The following is a 14,900-nucleotide window of genomic DNA, read 5'->3' as shown; positions in this document are numbered from 1 at the left end:
TACCCCTGCAGAGGTAGCGAATCCGGGCCGGGGGTAGCGGATTTCCTGTATCGGGACGGCGCCACGCCGCACGGTCGGTCAGCCGAGGAGCCCCTCCACCGCGGCCCTCAGGACGTCGACGGCGGCGTCCCTGCGGTCGCGGGTGAACCGCGCCTCGGGCCCGGAGGCGGAGATCGCGAACGCGGCGTCGCCGGTGCCCACGGCGATGGCCACGCACCGCACCCCTTCCTCCTGCTCGGACTCGTCGGTGGCGAAGCCCCGGCGTCGGACCTCGTGGATCTGCTCGATCAGCGCACCGACCTCGACGAGGGTCGAGTCGGTGTAGCGGCGCATGCCGGCCCGTTCCAGCATGGCGCGGATATCGGCGTCGTCATCGCCCGCCACGAGGGCCTTGCCCACCGCCGTGCAGTGGACCTCGACGCGCCGCCCCACCTCCGTGAACATCCGCATCGAGTGGGGCGAGGGCACCTGGGCGAGGTAGACAACACCGTCGCCCTCCCGGACGGCGAGGTTGGCGGTCTCCCCGGTGCCCTCGACGACGGCCCGCAGCACGGGCTCCGCCCACGAGACGGTCGCGCGCTCGGCCGCGTCCCCGATCCGTTGGAGGCGGGGGCCGAGGAGGTAGCCGCGGCCGGCGTCACGGCGGAGGTGTCCGCTCTCGGCGAGGGTGCCGCAGAGCCGGTGGACGGTCGCGGCGGCAAGACCGGTGTCGGCGACCAGTTCGCCGAGGCTGGCGCGCCCGCCGCGGCGGGACAGGGCGTCGAGCAGCGAGAACGCGCGGTCGACGGACTGGACGCGGGACCGCCCGGCGCCGGGTGCGGTCATCGGGTCCCCTCCCCCAGGATCCGCAGCGCCTCGTCCAGCGGGCGCGGGGCGTCGTCGGCCCGGTCGCGGGTGTCGGTGTCTATCCAGCGGATCCGGTGGTCGCGTCCGAACCACGACCGTTGACGGCGGACGTAGCGGCGGGTGCCGATGACCGTCCGTTCCTCCGCACGGGCCAGCCCGTCGTCGTCTATCCGCAGGGCGTCGTCCATCTCGTCGAGGACCTGGGCGTAGCCGATCGCCCGGCGGGCCGTGACGCCCTCGAGGAGCCCGACTCCGACGAGGCCCCGCACCTCCTCGACGAGCCCGTCGGCGAACATCGTCGAGGTCCGGGCGGCCAGCCGGTCGTCGAGCTCGGGCAGCGCGCACCGCAGGCCGATCAGACGGGTGCCGAATCGCGGCTCGCCGATGGTCGGTCGGGACGCGGAGAACGGCCGCCCCGTGAGCTCGACGACCTCCAGTGCGCGGACGGTGCGCCGTGGGTCGGTGGGCAGGATGGTCCGCGCCGCCTCGGGGTCGACCCGCGCGAGTTCGGCGTGCAGGGCGCGGACGCCGATCTCCTCCAGCCGCCGCTCGTAGCGGGCACGCACCTCCGGATCGGTGTCGGGGATGCTCCACCCGTCCACGAGCGCCTGGATGTACATCATCGACCCACCGCACAGGATAGGCACGTGCCCCCGGTCGCGGATCCCGGCGATCTCCCGCTCGGCCTCGTCGCGGAAGTCGGCGACGCTCGCGGTGTCGGTGACATCGAGGACGTCGAGTCGGTGATGCGGGATGCCGCGACGCTCCTCGGGCCTGAGCTTGGCGGTGCCGATGTCCATGCCGCGGTACTGCTGCATCGCGTCGCAGTTGACGACTTCGCCGCCGAGGCGCTCGGCCAGATCCAGCGCGAGCTCCGATTTGCCGGTGCCCGTGGGACCGATCACAGCGACGGGGGCCGGGCCGGTCATGACCACCACCCGCAGTGGTAGCCGACTCCGAACGGTGCCCAGGACAGCCGTTCGCGCGCGGCGCGCCCGTCTACGAGGTCGGCGAGGACGAGCCACGCGGGACGGCTCCACCACCCGATCTCCTCGGCGACGGCCGCCCCGGGGTCGGGAAGCTCGCCGGGGTCTCGGAGCCATCGGCCGAGCCGAACGTCCAGGTCGACGCCGCGCGGGTCCTCGGGGACGGGGGCGCGCGGCGCGAGGGAGGCGGGTCCGTCGGCGACGACGACGACGAGGTCGTCCTCCCCGACCTGCGGCGTGGTGGGCGACGGCCCGGTCACGCCGGTGAAGCCCCTGGTCAGGTCGATCTGCGCGCGGTCCAGCAGCCACCACGCGATCAGCGCGGCATCGGGGACCGCCTCGTGCGGCGCGGGCGGGGCACCGGGCCGTCCGACCGGCACGTCGGCCCCCCACCGGGCGAGCGTCGAGCGGACGTCGCCCAGTGAGCGTCCGCCGCTGTCCGCGCCCACGACCCTGACCGCGGTCGCGTCCTCCGCGGCACGCCGGAGCACGCGGACCATCTCCTCCACCTGGTGTGCGGAGTCGGCGGCCGCGGTCCCGGAGAGCTCGGGCACGAGCGCGGGTGCACCGGGGACGAGGACGACTGACGTGTTCACACCTCGAGACCCTACTGACCGCCTACGACACCGTCGCAGGACGCTGCCCCGTGACGTCGGGTGGGCTCGGTGGGGCGTAGCCGGGGATACGGCGGACACCCGCGCGGCGGTTGGTACACACTAGGAGGGTGCCGCGCCGGTCCGAACCGGGGCGGCGAGGCGACGACCGGTGCGATCCCGGCGACGGTGCCGTGACACGCGGCAGAGGGAAACGAGGACGAGATGACCGAGCAGTCACCCACCGCCACGGGCGGAGCGAACGACGGCGGGGCCACCCCGACACCGGGTCCGCGGCCCGGGCCACGGCCGGGCGGGCCGTCGCCCGCGGCGCTGGCCCGGAAGGTGGCTCCGCGGCCGACCCCTGCGGCCGACCCACGGGTCGCGCGCGGGTCCGACCCGTCGCAGTGGGGTCGGGTCGACGAGACGGGCGCGGTGTTCGTGCGCACCGGTGACGGCGAGCGTCAGGTGGGCTCCTGGCAGGCGGGCGCACCCGAGGAGGGACTGGCGCACTTCGGGCTCCGCTTCGACGATCTGGCGGCCGAGGTGGCTCTGCTGGAGACACGGTTGGAGTCGCACCCTCAGGACGCGCGCAAGACCCGCGTCTCGGCCGAGGCGCTCGCGGAGCAGATCCCGACCGCCGCGGCCGTGGGCGATCTGGATTCGCTCGCGGCGCGTCTGGCCGCGGTGATCGAACGGTCCGCGGAGGTCGAGGCGACGGCCCGTCAGCGCAAGGACGAGCAGCGTGCGGCCGCGATCGCCCGCAAGGAGGCCCTGGCGTCCGAGGCCGAGGAGATCGGCGCGTCCTCGACCCAGTGGAAGGCCGCGGGCGACCGTCTCCGGGACATCCTCGAGGAGTGGAAGACGATCCGCGGGATCGACCGCAAGACGGACGACGCGCTGTGGAAGCGCTTCTCCAAGGCACGCGAGGCGTTCAACCGCCGGCGCGGCTCGCACTTCGCGGAGCTGGATCGCAACCGGGCGTCGGTGAAGCGGATCAAGGAGGAACTCGTCGAGCGCGCGGAGGCGCTGTCCGGGTCGACCGACTGGAACGACACGGCGACGGCCTTCCGCAAGCTGATGGACGAGTGGAAGGCCGCGGGCCGGGCGCCGCGAGAGGCGGACGACGCGCTGTGGAAGCGGTTCAAGGCCGCCCAGGACTCCTTCTTCGACGCGCGGCATGCGGCGGCCGCCGAGCGGGACGCGGAGTTCGAGGCGAACGCCGAGGCCAAGGAGGCTCTGCTCGCCGAGTTCGAGGGCCGGATCGACCCGGCCGCCGATCTGGCCGCCGCCCGGTCCGCGCTGCGGGACCTGCAGGCCCGGTGGGAGGAGATCGGCAAGGTCCCGCGCGACAAGATGGGTCGCCTCGAGGGTCGTATCCGTGCGCTGGAGAAGGCGGTCGCGGACGCGGCGGACACCGAGTGGCGCCGCACGGATCCGGAGGCCAAGGCGCGTGCCGGCCAGTTCTGGGACCGGGTCCGCGACTTCGAGGAGCAGGCCGCCAAGGCGGACGCCGCGGGCAAGGCCAGGGACGCCGAGAGTGCGCGTGCGCAGGCCGCGCAGTGGCGTGAGTGGGCCGAGGCCGCGGAGAAGGCGGTCGACACCCGCTGACGGTGGCACGAACAGACGCCGGGAGCCCGGCCGGTGACCCCGGCCGGGCTCCCGGCGTCTACGCGGGTGTGGTCAGGCCCCGTCGCCGTGCCGCGCGTCCTCTTCCAGCTGGCGCTGCTCGGGAGTCCGCGACCACAGCACCGCGGCGAGGGTGGCGACCAGCGCCAGCACGAGCAGTTCGCTGAGGTAGAGGCCGAAGCCCGGCCCGCCGAAGTCCTGGAAGTCCGGGTCGGGCCCGCGGCCGGACTGGCGCAGCCAGATCGCCAGCACGCCGTACACGGCGGCCACACAGGCCGTGCTCCACGCGATGCCGGCGGCCCACCACTTCTGCGTCAGGATCATCACGGCGCCGAAGACGATGGTGCCCACCGAGTACAGGAGGACGAACAGGTGGGACGGTAGCGACGTGTACTGCTCGCGGGCCACGTCGGTGAAGAACAGGACGTCGAATCCGCGGACGCCGTCGCTGTGCGGGAGCGCGAGCGCTGCGGCGAGCAGCACGATCAGGACGGCCGAGGCGAGGTAGGCCCGGCCGATCACGAGCGTGCGTCCGAGGATGCGGTCCTTCGAGCGCAGTTCCGATTCCGCGTTGCGGGTGACCTCCATGATCCCTGCGATAGGGTCGCGTCGGTCGTCGTCGGTGCTCACGTGGGGCATCCCTTCTCGATGGTGGCGGCGGGGGCGGTCTCGCGGCGCAGGGTGGGCAGCCCGAGCCCCACGCCGATCGGTGGCGTCTCGGGCTTGCGGCCCTCCTCGTGGCGGTCCCCGGCGCGCGTGGCGCGGTAGCTGAGGACACCGTCGTCGGCGAGCAGGTGGTGCGGGGCGGCGGCGGTGACGCGGGTGGTGACGACGTCGCCGGGGCGCACCCGGTCGGCGGCTTCTCCGACGGGCGCGAAGTGCACGAGGCGACCGTCGCGGGCACGGCCGGTCATGCGGGCGGTGGCGGCGTCCTTGCGGCCCTCGTCGGCGGTGACGAGCAGTTCGACGACGCGCCCGACCTGCGCCTGGTTCTCCTCCAGGGTGATCCGCTCCTGGAGGGCGATGAGCCGTTCGTACCGCTCCTGGACCACGGCCTTGGGAATCTGGTCCTCCATCGTGGCCGCCGGGGTGCCGGGGCGGGGCGAGTACTGGAAGGTGAAGGCACTGGAGAACCGGGCCTTCTCGACGACGTCGAGGGTCGCCTGGAAGTCCTCCTCGGTCTCACCGGGGAAGCCGACGATGATGTCGGTCGTGATGGCGGCGTGCGGCATGGCCGCGCGGACGCGGTCGATGATGCCGAGGAAGCGCTCGGAGCGGTAGGAGCGCCGCATGGCGCGCAGGACGCGGTCGGAGCCGGACTGCAGCGGCATGTGCAGTTGCGGGCAGACGGTCGGGGTGGAGGCCATGGCCTCGATGACGTCGTCGGTGAACTCGGCGGGGTGGGGCGAGGTGAAGCGGATCCGCTCGATGCCCTCGATCCGGCCGGCCGCGCGGAGGAGTTTGGCGAACGCGCCCTTGTCGGACGGCTCGTCGGGGTCGTGGAACGACCGTCCGTAGGCGTTGACGTTCTGGCCGAGCAGCGTCACCTCGAGTACGCCCTCGTCGGCGAGGGCCTGCATCTCCGCGAGGACCTCGCCGGGGCGGCGGTCCACCTCCTTGCCGCGCAGGGACGGCACGATGCAGAACGTGCAGGTGTTGTTGCAGCCGACGGAGACGGAGACCCAGCCGGCGTAGGCGGAGTCACGGGTCGCCGGCAGGGTCGAGGGGAAGTGCTGCAGGGAGTCGGCGATCTCCACCTCGGCCCGCTCGTTGTGCCGGGAGCGGTCGAGGAGGGTCGGCAGGTGCCCGAGGTTGTGGGTGCCGAACACGACATCGACCCACGGCGCCCGCGAGACGACGGCGTCCTTGTCCTTCTGCGCCAGGCATCCGCCGACGGCGATCTGTAGTCGGGGGTTGGCGTCCTTCCACGGCCGCAGATGGCCGAGGGTGCCGTAGAGCCGGTTGTCGGCGTTCTCACGGACCGCGCAAGTGTTGAACACAACGAGGTCCGGCAGGCTGCCGGTGGCCGGGTCGGCGTCGCCCTCGAAGGGCACGTAGCCGGCGGCGTCGAGCACCCCGGAGAGCCGTTCGGAGTCATGGACGTTCATCTGGCATCCGAAGGTGCGCACCTGGTAGGTGCGGCGGTCCACGCCCTCGGCGGGGGCGTTCTCCGCCGCCGGATGCAGGTCGGTCACGAGAGAATCCACGCAGGCCAGGGTACTCAGGGCGAGGCGTGGGCCGCCAATTCGGCGTCCACGACGGACATCGCCAACCCCGTGGGATAACCCCGCCGGGCGAGGAATGCGACGAGCCGCCGCCGCTCGCCCTGCGCCTCGGGCCCGGAGAGCGCGGCGGCCGGGCGTCTGCCGAGCCGGGCGCGCACGAGTTCAGTCGCCTGCCGACGCTCGTCGGACTCGTCGATATCGGCCACCGCGTTCGCGATGTGTCCCTCGGCCACGCCCTTGTCGCGCAGCTCCCGCTCGAGCGCCCCGCGCGAGCGGCCGCGGCGGCGCCGGCGTCCGCGGACCCACTCGGCGGCGAACTCGGCGTCGTCGAGCAGGCCCCACGCACGGACGCGATCGAGCGCCTCGTCGACGGCCGGCGGCGCGAACTCCTTGGCGATCAACCGCTGACGGAGTTCGTGCTCACTGCGCGGCCGATGTCGCAGCAGCCGCAGGGCGGACGTGGCGGCTTCGTGCGCCTCCGGTGCCAAGGGGGGAAGGTCCGCGGTGCTCGAGGGCCGCGACTCCACGGCGGCGATGGCGGCGCGCAACCCGTCCGCGTCGATGCCCCCGCCGGCCGGGCCCGGCCCGCCGGACCGGCCCGACCGCGTGGAGCGGCCCGGCATCAGAAGTCGACGGGCACCACGTCGATCGGAGCGTCCTCATCGGACTCCGCCTCGATCTCCGCGATCTCCGCGCCCGCACCGATGTTGAGCTTGTCGAGGATCTTCCGCTCGATCTCGTCCCGCACCGACGGGTTGTCCTTGAGGTAGCGGCGAGCGTTCTCCTTACCCTGGCCCAGCTGGTCCTGACCGTAGGTGAACCAGGAGCCGGACTTCTTGATGAAGCCGTTGTCCACACCCATGTCGATGAGCGAGCCCTCGCGGCTGATGCCCTCGCCGTACAGGATGTCGAACTCGGCGATCTTGAACGGCGGTGCGACCTTGTTCTTGACGACCTTGACCTTGGTGCGGTTACCGACCGCGTCGGCGCCGTCCTTGAGGGTCTCGATGCGGCGGACGTCCAGGCGGACGGACGCGTAGAACTTGAGGGCCTTACCGCCAGTGGTGGTCTCCGGCGAACCGAACATCACGCCGATCTTCTCGCGCAGCTGGTTGATGAAGATCGCGGTGGTGCCGGTGTTGTGCAGCGCGCCGGTCATCTTGCGCAGCGCCTGGCTCATGAGCCGGGCCTGCAGGCCGACGTGGCTGTCGCCCATCTCGCCCTCGATCTCCGCACGCGGCACCAGCGCCGCCACGGAGTCGATCACGAGGATGTCGATCGCGCCGGACTTGACCAGCATGTCCGCGATCTCCAGCGCCTGCTCACCGGTGTCGGGCTGGGAGACGATGAGATTGTCCGTGTCCACACCCAGCTTGCGGGCGTACTCCGGGTCGAGCGCGTGCTCCGCGTCGATGAACGCCGCGATGCCTCCGGCCGCCTGGGCGTTGGCCACGGCGTGCAACGCGACCGTGGTCTTACCCGAGGACTCCGGGCCGTAGATCTCCACGACGCGGCCCCGGGGGAACCCGCCCACGCCCAGCGCCACGTCGAGCGACAGCGCGCCGGACGGGATGACCTGGACCGGCGGCCGGGTGTCATCGCCCAGCCGCATGACGGAGCCCTTGCCGTAGGCCTTGTCGATCTGCGCCAGAGCCAGCTCCAGCGCCTGCTCGCGGTTCTGGGCGGCTCCGGGCTTGCTCGAGCCCGCCTTGGCCTTGCCTGCCATCTCATGCTCCGTTCTCGGTCCGACCCCCGGCCTCCGGCCGATCGGTCTGTGTGGTCTTCACTCGCGGACGTTAGCTGCCGGGTACGACACGAACCCCTCGCGCCGTATCCGGCGACCTCCCCCTGTGGAGGAGGCACGCCCTGTGGATCCCTGTGGACGGTGGACCCGCCATCACATACCCTTGAGCGTAGCCGAACGGGTGTTCGAGGTCGAGGGACACGCCGGGCGGACCCGCCTAGCGCAGGTGCTCGGGCACCTCGAACTCGTCGCACAACGCGAGCCACACCCGCTTGACGGACTCCCCCGCGTCGATGGCCTCGTGCGCGGTCCGACCGCCGCACGCCGCCAGGTGGTGCGAGCGGACCAGATGGTCGGCACGCAGCTCACCGAACGCCTCGACCGTGCGTGCATGGAACTCGGTCAGCGTCACGTCTCACCCTCCCCTGCGGACGACGACGGGCCGCCGGCATGCTCGCCGACGGCCCGTGGCCGCGAGATCACTGCTGTTCGGTCCGCGCCTGCTGCTGCTGCGGCGTGGCCGGCTGGGACTGGCCCTGGCCGATCTGGCCGGCGGCACCGGAGCCCTGGCCCAGCTGACCGCCCTCGGCCTTCATCGACGCCCGGATCTGCTCGAGCCGGCTGTGCCCGGCCATCTGGGTGGAGGCCTGCTCCACCTCGAGCATCCGGCCCTGCACGGAGTTCTGCGCGAGCTCGGCGGAGCCGAGGGCGTTGGCGTAGCGACGCTCGATCTTGTCGCGGACCTGGTCGAGGTTCGGGGTGTTGCCGCCCGAGGACAGCTCCGACATCGACTGCAGGGAGGCGCTGACCTGCTCCTGCATCTTGGCCTGCTCGAGCTGGCTGAGCAGCTTGGTGCGCTCGGCCACCTTCTGCTGCAGGACCATGGCGTTCTGCTCGACGGCCTTCTTGGCCTGCGCTGCGGCCTGGAGCGACTGGTCGTGCAGCCCCTTGAGGTCCTCGACGTTCTGCTCGGCGGTCACGAGCTGCGCGGCGAACGCCTCCGCGGCGTTCTCGTACTCGGTGGCCTTCTGCATGTCGCCGTTGTTGCGGGCCTGCTCGGACATCTGCAACGCCTGGCGGGTCGACCCCTGCAGTTTCTCGATGTCCGCGAGCTGGCGGTTGAGCTTCATCTCCAGCTGACGCTGGTTGCCGATCACCGCCGCGGCCTGCTGCGAGAGCTGCTGGTGCTGGCGCTGCGCGTCGGCGATCGCCTGCTGGATCTGGACCTTGGGGTCAGCATTCTCGTCGATCTTCGAATCGAACAACGCCATGAGGTAGCGCCATGCCTTGGTGAACGGATTGGCCATCGCTGCGTAGTGTCCTTCTGCCGATTCGGACGACGGGTCTGTTCCACGGTACCGAACGACGCCCGTGTGCGACCACCGGGCGACGCGGCGGCGGTGTCAGGCCGCGAGTACGGGTTCCGCGACGGTCCCGGGAGTCGAGACCTCGAGCGCGGCGCGGATGAGGATCTCGCCCAGGGACACCTCGAGCGCGCCGGAGATGGAGGCGAGCAGCTCGCTCGAGGCCTCCTTCCGGCCGCGCTCGATCTCGGAGAGATAGCCGGGGCTGACCCGGGCGGCGTCGGCCACGTCACGCAGGGTCCGACCCGACTCCCCGCGGAGCCCGCGCAGGACGGTACCCAGGGTCTCGCGCAGCAGCGGAGTCGCTCCGGGCTGGTCCGGTCGGGGCAGTGTGGTCATCTGGATGTTCGGCATCACCGGGTATAACGCGTCAGTTCCCGGATTCGTTCCCGTCGTCGTCGTCGACCTCGGCGTCCCGACCGGCCGCGGCGACGACCAGCCCCAACGCCGCCTCGCACGCCGCGCGGCGGATGGCGGCCCTGTCGCCCGACAGGGACAGCGGAACGGACCACGCCGCCCGGTCCGGCGTGGACAGGCCCACGAACACGGTCCCCACCGGCCTGCCCTCCTGGGTGTCCGGGCCGGCGACGCCGGTCAGCCCCACGCCCACCTCGGCGCCGCAGCGTCGCGCCGCCCCGGTCGCGAGAGCGCGTGCGGTCTCGGGGGACACCGCGCCGTGGCGCTCGAGGACGTCGGCGGGCACGTCGGCGAGCTCGTGCTTGAGGGGGGTCGCGTAGACGACCAGTCCCCCGCGCAGCACGGCACTCGCGCCGGGCACCTCGGCGACGGTCGCGGCGAGCAACCCGGCGGTGAGTGATTCGGCCGTACCCAGGGTCCACCCGCGGTCGCGCAGCGCGGCGACGGCAGCCGCGGCGCCCGGTGACGGCGGTACGGCGTCCATACCCGTCTCAGCTCCGCACGAGCGCGGCCCGCCTGGCCTTGACCAGGTAGTCCACGCCCGTGTACACGGTCAGCGCCACGGCGATCCCCATGACGACCCACTCGGCGGGCCACACCCAGTGCGGCAGCGGCAGGATGAGCATTCCCACGCCGAGGGTCTGGGTCACGGTCTTGAGTTTGCCGCCCTTGCTGGCGGCCACCACGTAGTCGACACCGAACAGGCGCCAGAGCGTGATCCCCACCTCGCGGACGAGGATCACGACGGTCACCACCCAGAACAGCTCGCCCACGAGGGACAGCGAGATGAGTGCGGCGGAGATGAGCGCCTTGTCCGCGATCGGGTCGGCGATCTTGCCGAAGTCGGTCACCAGGCAGAGCCGCCGCGCGAGGTAGCCGTCCACGTAGTCGGTGAGCATGGCCACGGCGAAGACGACGAACGCGCCCACCCGCCACCACGGCTCCTGGGCCCCCGCGACGAAGAACATCACGACGAAGACGGGCACGAGGAGGATCCGCAGCACGGTGAGGACGTTCGCGATGTTGAGAACGGGGACGTCGGCGGCCGGGCGGCCGTCCTCGCGCGTGGAAGCAGTCACCCCCACACCTTAGCGAAACACCGACGAATACCCTTGGTCGCGGGCGCACCCCCGCCCGTCACCGCCGACCCCCGAGGGAGAGCTCCCCATGCCGCTGTTCGCCGTCACCTACCGCTACGAGGCAGCCCAGAGTGAGGAGCGCGAGGTCAACAAGCCCGCCCACCGTGAGTGGCTGGACGCGCAGGTCACCGCCGGCGTCATCCGGTCCGTGGGACCGTTCGTCGACGGTTCCGGCGCGTTACTGCTCGTGGAGACCGACGACGACGAGGCCGCGCGCTCCCTCGTGAACGACGACCCCCACTGCCTGCGCGGGTTGGTCTCGGAGATCATCGTGCGGGAATGGAAGCCCGTGTTCGGCGCCTTCTCCTGACCGCTATCCGACCGGCGTCTCGGCCGGCGCGTCGAGTTCGGCGGGCTGCTCGCCGGGATCGTCCTCGGGCGGGGTCCCGCCCTTGATCATCCACAGCACCGAGGCCAGCTCCTCGGGCTTGACCAGGACCTCGCGCGCCTTGGACCCTTCGGAGGGGCCGACGATGTCGCGGGACTCCATGAGATCCATGAGGCGGCCCGCCTTGGCGAACCCCACGCGCAACTTGCGCTGGAGCATCGAGGTGGAGCCGAACTGGCTCGAGACCACGAGCTCGACCGCGGCGAGCAGGTCGTCGAGGTCGTCCCCGATGTCGGAGTCGATGTCCTTCTTGCCGTCGTCCTTCGCGGCGGTGATGGACTCGTCGTACTCCGGCTCGGCCTGGTTCTTGGCGTAGTCGACGACCTCGTGGATCTCCTCGTCGGTGATGAACGCGCCCTGCATACGGATCGGGCGGGACGCGCCCATCGGGATGAACAGGCCGTCACCCATACCGATGAGCTTCTCGGCGCCCGCCTGGTCGAGGATGACGCGCGAGTCCGTCAGCGACGAGGTGGCGAACGCAAGCCGCGACGGCACGTTGGTCTTGATCAGACCCGTGACGACGTCGACCGACGGTCGCTGCGTGGCCAGCACGAGGTGGATGCCGGCGGCGCGCGCCTTCTGGGTGATGCGGACGATCGCGTCTTCGATGTCGCGAGGGGCGGTCATCATGAGGTCGGCGAGCTCGTCGACGACGGCCACGATGTACGGGTACGGGCGGTAGACCCGCTCGCTGCCGGGCGGCGCGGTGATGGCGCCGGACTTCACCCGCTCGTTGAAGTCGGTGATGTGCCGCACCCGCGTCGACTTCATGTCCTGGTAGCGCTGCTCCATCTCCTCGACGAGCCATGCCAGGGCCGCGGCCGCCTTCTTGGGCTGCGTGATGATCGGCGTGATGAGGTGCGGGATGCCCTCGTACGGCGTGAGCTCGACCATCTTGGGGTCGATGAGGATGAGGCGGACCTCGTCCGGGGTGGCGCGCGTGAGCAGCGACACGAGCATCGAGTTGACGAAGCTCGACTTACCGGAGCCGGTCGAGCCGGCCACCAGCAGGTGCGGCATCTTGGCGAGGTCGGCGGTGACGAAGTCGCCCTCGATGTCCTTGCCCAGACCGATGAGCATGGGGTTGTGCTTGCTCGCGGTCTTGGGGTCGGTGAGGACGTCGGCGAGCCGGACGAGTTCGCGGTCGAGGTTGGGCACCTCGATACCGACGGCGGACTTGCCGGGGATCGGCGCGAGCAGTCGCACGTTGTCCGTCGCCACCGCGTACGCGATGTTGCGGTGCAGTGCGGTGATCTTCTCGACCTTGACGCCCGGTCCGAGCTCCACCTCGTAGCGGGTGACCGTCGGGCCGCGGGTGAAACCGGTGACGGCGGCGTCGATCTTGAATTGCTCGAGAACGCCCTGGATGGCCTCGATCATCTGGTCGTTGGACTCGCTGCGCGCCTTGGGCGGGTCGCCGGCGGTGAGCAGGCTGACCGGCGGCAGCGCGTAGTCGATGCCGCTGAGGAGCTGGGTCTGCGAGGAGAGCCGCTCCGTGTCGCTCTCGGCGGCCGTGTGCGTCGACGGCGTGTTGGTCTGCGGCACGGCCGAGGTGTCCACGGCGGGCGTCACCGGGGCGGGCGCGGACGCACGCGCCGCGGGCGTGGGTGCGGAGGTCCGCGGTGATGCCACTCGGGTGGGGGCCTCCTCCGCCGCGGCACGGGCCGCGGGGTCGGCCGCCGACGTGGGGTCGGCCGCCGGGTCCTCGCCGGCCGGCAGGACCTCGGTCCGGCGCGGGGCGCGCCGGGTGCGGGTCGGCGCCGGGGTCTCGTCATCGAGCGCCGCGCCGACGCCGGGGACGTCCGGGTCCGACGTGTCCCGTGCCTGTGCGCCGGCGCGTGAGGCCCGCGGCATCTCCACGGTCTCGCCCGTGGTGGGGGTGTCCGACCAGGCCGCCACGCGGCGCCGAGAGCTGCGCCGGGACGCCGCACGCCCGGAGTCCTCGCGCCCTGTGGTCTCGGCGATCGGGTACGCGGTGGTCGCTTCGTCGTCCCAGTCGTCGCCCTCTGCGTCGTCATAGTCCTGGTCGACGATGTCGCCGCTGCCGTCCCAGCCGAAGAAGCCGCGGACGATGCCGGGGATCTCGCGAGCGGGCCTGCCCACGATCACGAGGAGACCGAACGCCACCAGCAGCACGAGTAGCGGGACGGCGACGAACACCGACAAGCCGGCCTCGAGCGTGCCCCCGACGATCCGGCCGAGGACGCCGGCACCGGATCGCACTCCGCTCGGATCGGTGGGCGAGCCGGAGCCGAGGTGCCACAGGCCCAGGACGCCGAGGGCGGTGACGGTGGCGCCGACCAGCCAGCGCGAGTGCACGTCCGGTCGCGGCTCACGCGCCATGACGAGCACGCCCCACCCGCCCAACAGCAGGGGTAGCAACGCGCCGGGGGTGCCGACGATCGTGCGGATCCCGGTGTCGATCCAGTCCCCGACGGGCCCGGCGGCGCCGAACCAGACGGCTCCGGCGAAGACGATGGCGACGCCGATGAGGACGAGCCCGAGACCGTCCCGGCGGTGCGGAGGGATCACCTTGTCGTCGTCGTCCCCTCCCCCGAGGCCACGGACACCGTGCCCGACCCCCTTGGCCACCGCCGACCATCCCCCGCGCAGGCCGCGGCCGACAGCGCCGAACGCACCGGAGGTCCGCTCGGGGGCGGGCGACGCCGTCCTCGCGCCGCCGCGCGTGCCCTTCTTGGGGGTGGAGACCACCGCTCCACGCCGGGAACCGCCACCCCGTGACGACGACGAGGTGGACGTGGTCGATCGCTTCGCTCCCGATGTCGGAGCCGGACGTCGGCCGCCGGGGGCACGGGAGGATCGCGTGCTCGAGGTGGATGCCATGACCGTCACTCTATCGTCTCAGGCACCACCGGTAACAGCAGCCACACGCGCGGGGGATGTTCTACAGACCTCGCGGAACGGCCTGTAGGGCGTCGATCCCCCGCTGCGCTCCGGAGATGTCTATCTCGACCTCGTCGCGACCGAACGCCCACAGCAGGAGCTCCACCGGATCGGCGGAGACGCTCACCAAGGGCGCCAGGGCCGCTCCCGTCGAGACCGGCGAGATCTTCCCGGAGCCGATGTCGGAGGGGGCACGCAGCTCCACCCGGGCGTCGACCTTGCGCAGGAAGGTCCGCGCCACGGTGGTGGCGAGTGTCCAGACCCGCTCAAGATCCTCGACCTCGAAGCCGCGCCTGGTCCACCCCGGGGCGCCGCGACGCACGTCCTCGTGATGGACGAGGTACTCGGCCGTGTTGGCCACACGGTCCGCGTAGCGCAGCGGCGAGTACCACGGCGCGCCCGCGGCGATCGCGGCCAGGAGGTCCTCCCACGGTCGCTCGGCCTCGCGGAGCCGGATCTGCTCGAGCCGGTCCGCGAACGCGGGGACCACGACCCCGGCCGCCGCGTCGGGCCGCCCCTCCCGCACGACGAGATGGGCGGCCAGGTCCCGGGTCGTCCACCCCTCACACAGCGTGGGGGCGTCCGGCCCCGCGGCGCGCATCGTCTCCACGAGAGCGCTCCGCTCCCGCTGGGCCAGGCTCGGACGATCGGGACTCACGGTC

Annotated in this window: 16 protein-coding genes; 2 read left to right on the top strand and 14 right to left on the bottom strand. The window is 72.1% G+C overall.

Annotation, left to right across the window (positions count from 1 at the left end):
- Positions 1 to 78: 78 nt before the first annotated feature.
- The 3 genes from KHA85_RS08005 to KHA85_RS07995 are packed head-to-tail and all read right to left on the bottom strand — an operon-like array spanning position 79 to position 2,428.
- Positions 79 to 825, bottom strand: coding sequence for an IclR family transcriptional regulator (locus KHA85_RS08005; protein ID WP_213185397.1), 747 nt, complete (start codon positions 823 to 825; stop codon positions 79 to 81).
- On the bottom strand, positions 822 to 1,775 hold the full coding sequence (miaA, locus tag KHA85_RS08000; protein ID WP_213185396.1) for a tRNA (adenosine(37)-N6)-dimethylallyltransferase MiaA: 954 nt from the start codon (positions 1,773 to 1,775) through the stop codon (positions 822 to 824). The genes KHA85_RS08005 and miaA overlap by 4 nt, the downstream gene beginning before the upstream one ends.
- The gene (locus KHA85_RS07995) at positions 1,772 to 2,428 is read right to left on the bottom strand and encodes a class III extradiol ring-cleavage dioxygenase family protein (protein WP_213185395.1); all 657 of its coding nucleotides are present in this window, start codon (positions 2,426 to 2,428) and stop codon (positions 1,772 to 1,774) included. The genes miaA and KHA85_RS07995 overlap by 4 nt, the downstream gene beginning before the upstream one ends.
- 222 nt (positions 2,429 to 2,650) lie before the next feature.
- Here KHA85_RS07995 and KHA85_RS07990 point away from each other — a divergent pair, with 222 nt between their 5' ends.
- The gene (locus tag KHA85_RS07990) at positions 2,651 to 4,036 is read left to right on the top strand and encodes a DUF349 domain-containing protein (RefSeq protein WP_213185394.1); all 1,386 of its coding nucleotides are present in this window, start codon (positions 2,651 to 2,653) and stop codon (positions 4,034 to 4,036) included.
- A 72-nt stretch (positions 4,037 to 4,108) separates the two neighbouring features.
- Here KHA85_RS07990 and KHA85_RS07985 read toward each other — a convergent pair whose 3' ends face one another.
- From KHA85_RS07985 to pgsA, 9 genes are all read right to left on the bottom strand, one after another.
- Entirely contained in the window at positions 4,109 to 4,693 is a 585-nt protein-coding gene (locus KHA85_RS07985) for an Rv2732c family membrane protein (protein WP_213185393.1), read from the bottom strand.
- Positions 4,681 to 6,249 (bottom strand): tRNA (N6-isopentenyl adenosine(37)-C2)-methylthiotransferase MiaB, encoded by a 1,569-nt coding sequence (gene miaB / locus KHA85_RS07980; RefSeq protein ID WP_007627538.1) that lies wholly within the window; start codon positions 6,247 to 6,249, stop codon positions 4,681 to 4,683. The genes KHA85_RS07985 and miaB overlap by 13 nt, the downstream gene beginning before the upstream one ends.
- A gap of 26 nt (positions 6,250 to 6,275) precedes the next feature.
- Positions 6,276 to 6,902 (bottom strand): regulatory protein RecX, encoded by a 627-nt coding sequence (locus tag KHA85_RS07975; RefSeq protein ID WP_204649353.1) that lies wholly within the window; start codon positions 6,900 to 6,902, stop codon positions 6,276 to 6,278.
- Positions 6,902 to 8,005: a recombinase RecA gene (recA, locus tag KHA85_RS07970; RefSeq protein ID WP_007627535.1), complete on the bottom strand. Its 1,104-nt coding sequence runs from the start codon at positions 8,003 to 8,005 to the stop codon at positions 6,902 to 6,904. The genes KHA85_RS07975 and recA overlap by 1 nt, the downstream gene beginning before the upstream one ends.
- Positions 8,006 to 8,240: 235 nt before the next feature.
- Entirely contained in the window at positions 8,241 to 8,435 is a 195-nt protein-coding gene (locus KHA85_RS07965) for a DUF3046 domain-containing protein (protein ID WP_007627533.1), read from the bottom strand.
- Between the two features lie 67 nt (positions 8,436 to 8,502).
- Positions 8,503 to 9,330, bottom strand: coding sequence for a PspA/IM30 family protein (locus KHA85_RS07960; RefSeq protein ID WP_213185392.1), 828 nt, complete (start codon positions 9,328 to 9,330; stop codon positions 8,503 to 8,505).
- 96 nt (positions 9,331 to 9,426) lie between these two features.
- Complete coding sequence (locus tag KHA85_RS07955) at positions 9,427 to 9,741, bottom strand: helix-turn-helix domain-containing protein (protein ID WP_213185391.1); 315 nt, start codon at positions 9,739 to 9,741, stop codon at positions 9,427 to 9,429.
- A gap of 16 nt (positions 9,742 to 9,757) precedes the next feature.
- A complete protein-coding gene (locus KHA85_RS07950; RefSeq protein ID WP_213185390.1) occupies positions 9,758 to 10,288 on the bottom strand; it encodes a CinA family protein in 531 nt (176 codons plus the stop codon).
- 7 nt (positions 10,289 to 10,295) lie between these two features.
- On the bottom strand, positions 10,296 to 10,883 hold the full coding sequence (gene pgsA, locus KHA85_RS07945; protein WP_213185389.1) for a CDP-diacylglycerol--glycerol-3-phosphate 3-phosphatidyltransferase: 588 nt from the start codon (positions 10,881 to 10,883) through the stop codon (positions 10,296 to 10,298).
- Between the two features lie 88 nt (positions 10,884 to 10,971).
- Here pgsA and KHA85_RS07940 point away from each other — a divergent pair, with 88 nt between their 5' ends.
- Complete coding sequence (locus KHA85_RS07940) at positions 10,972 to 11,253, top strand: YciI family protein (RefSeq protein ID WP_213185388.1); 282 nt, start codon at positions 10,972 to 10,974, stop codon at positions 11,251 to 11,253.
- A 3-nt stretch (positions 11,254 to 11,256) separates the two neighbouring features.
- Here the strand turns inward: KHA85_RS07940 and KHA85_RS07935 are convergent, their stop codons facing one another.
- A complete protein-coding gene (locus KHA85_RS07935; protein ID WP_236885358.1) occupies positions 11,257 to 14,178 on the bottom strand; it encodes a DNA translocase FtsK in 2,922 nt (973 codons plus the stop codon).
- Positions 14,179 to 14,239: 61 nt separating this feature from the next.
- A complete protein-coding gene (locus KHA85_RS07930; protein WP_213185386.1) occupies positions 14,240 to 14,896 on the bottom strand; it encodes a TIGR03085 family metal-binding protein in 657 nt (218 codons plus the stop codon).
- Between the last annotated feature and the right edge of the window lie 4 nt (positions 14,897 to 14,900).

The sequence above is a fragment of the Dietzia massiliensis genome (genome assembly GCF_018390595.1).
Lineage (GTDB): Bacteria > Actinomycetota > Actinomycetes > Mycobacteriales > Mycobacteriaceae > Dietzia > Dietzia massiliensis.
This window is presented reverse-complemented; position numbering and strand designations above follow the sequence as displayed.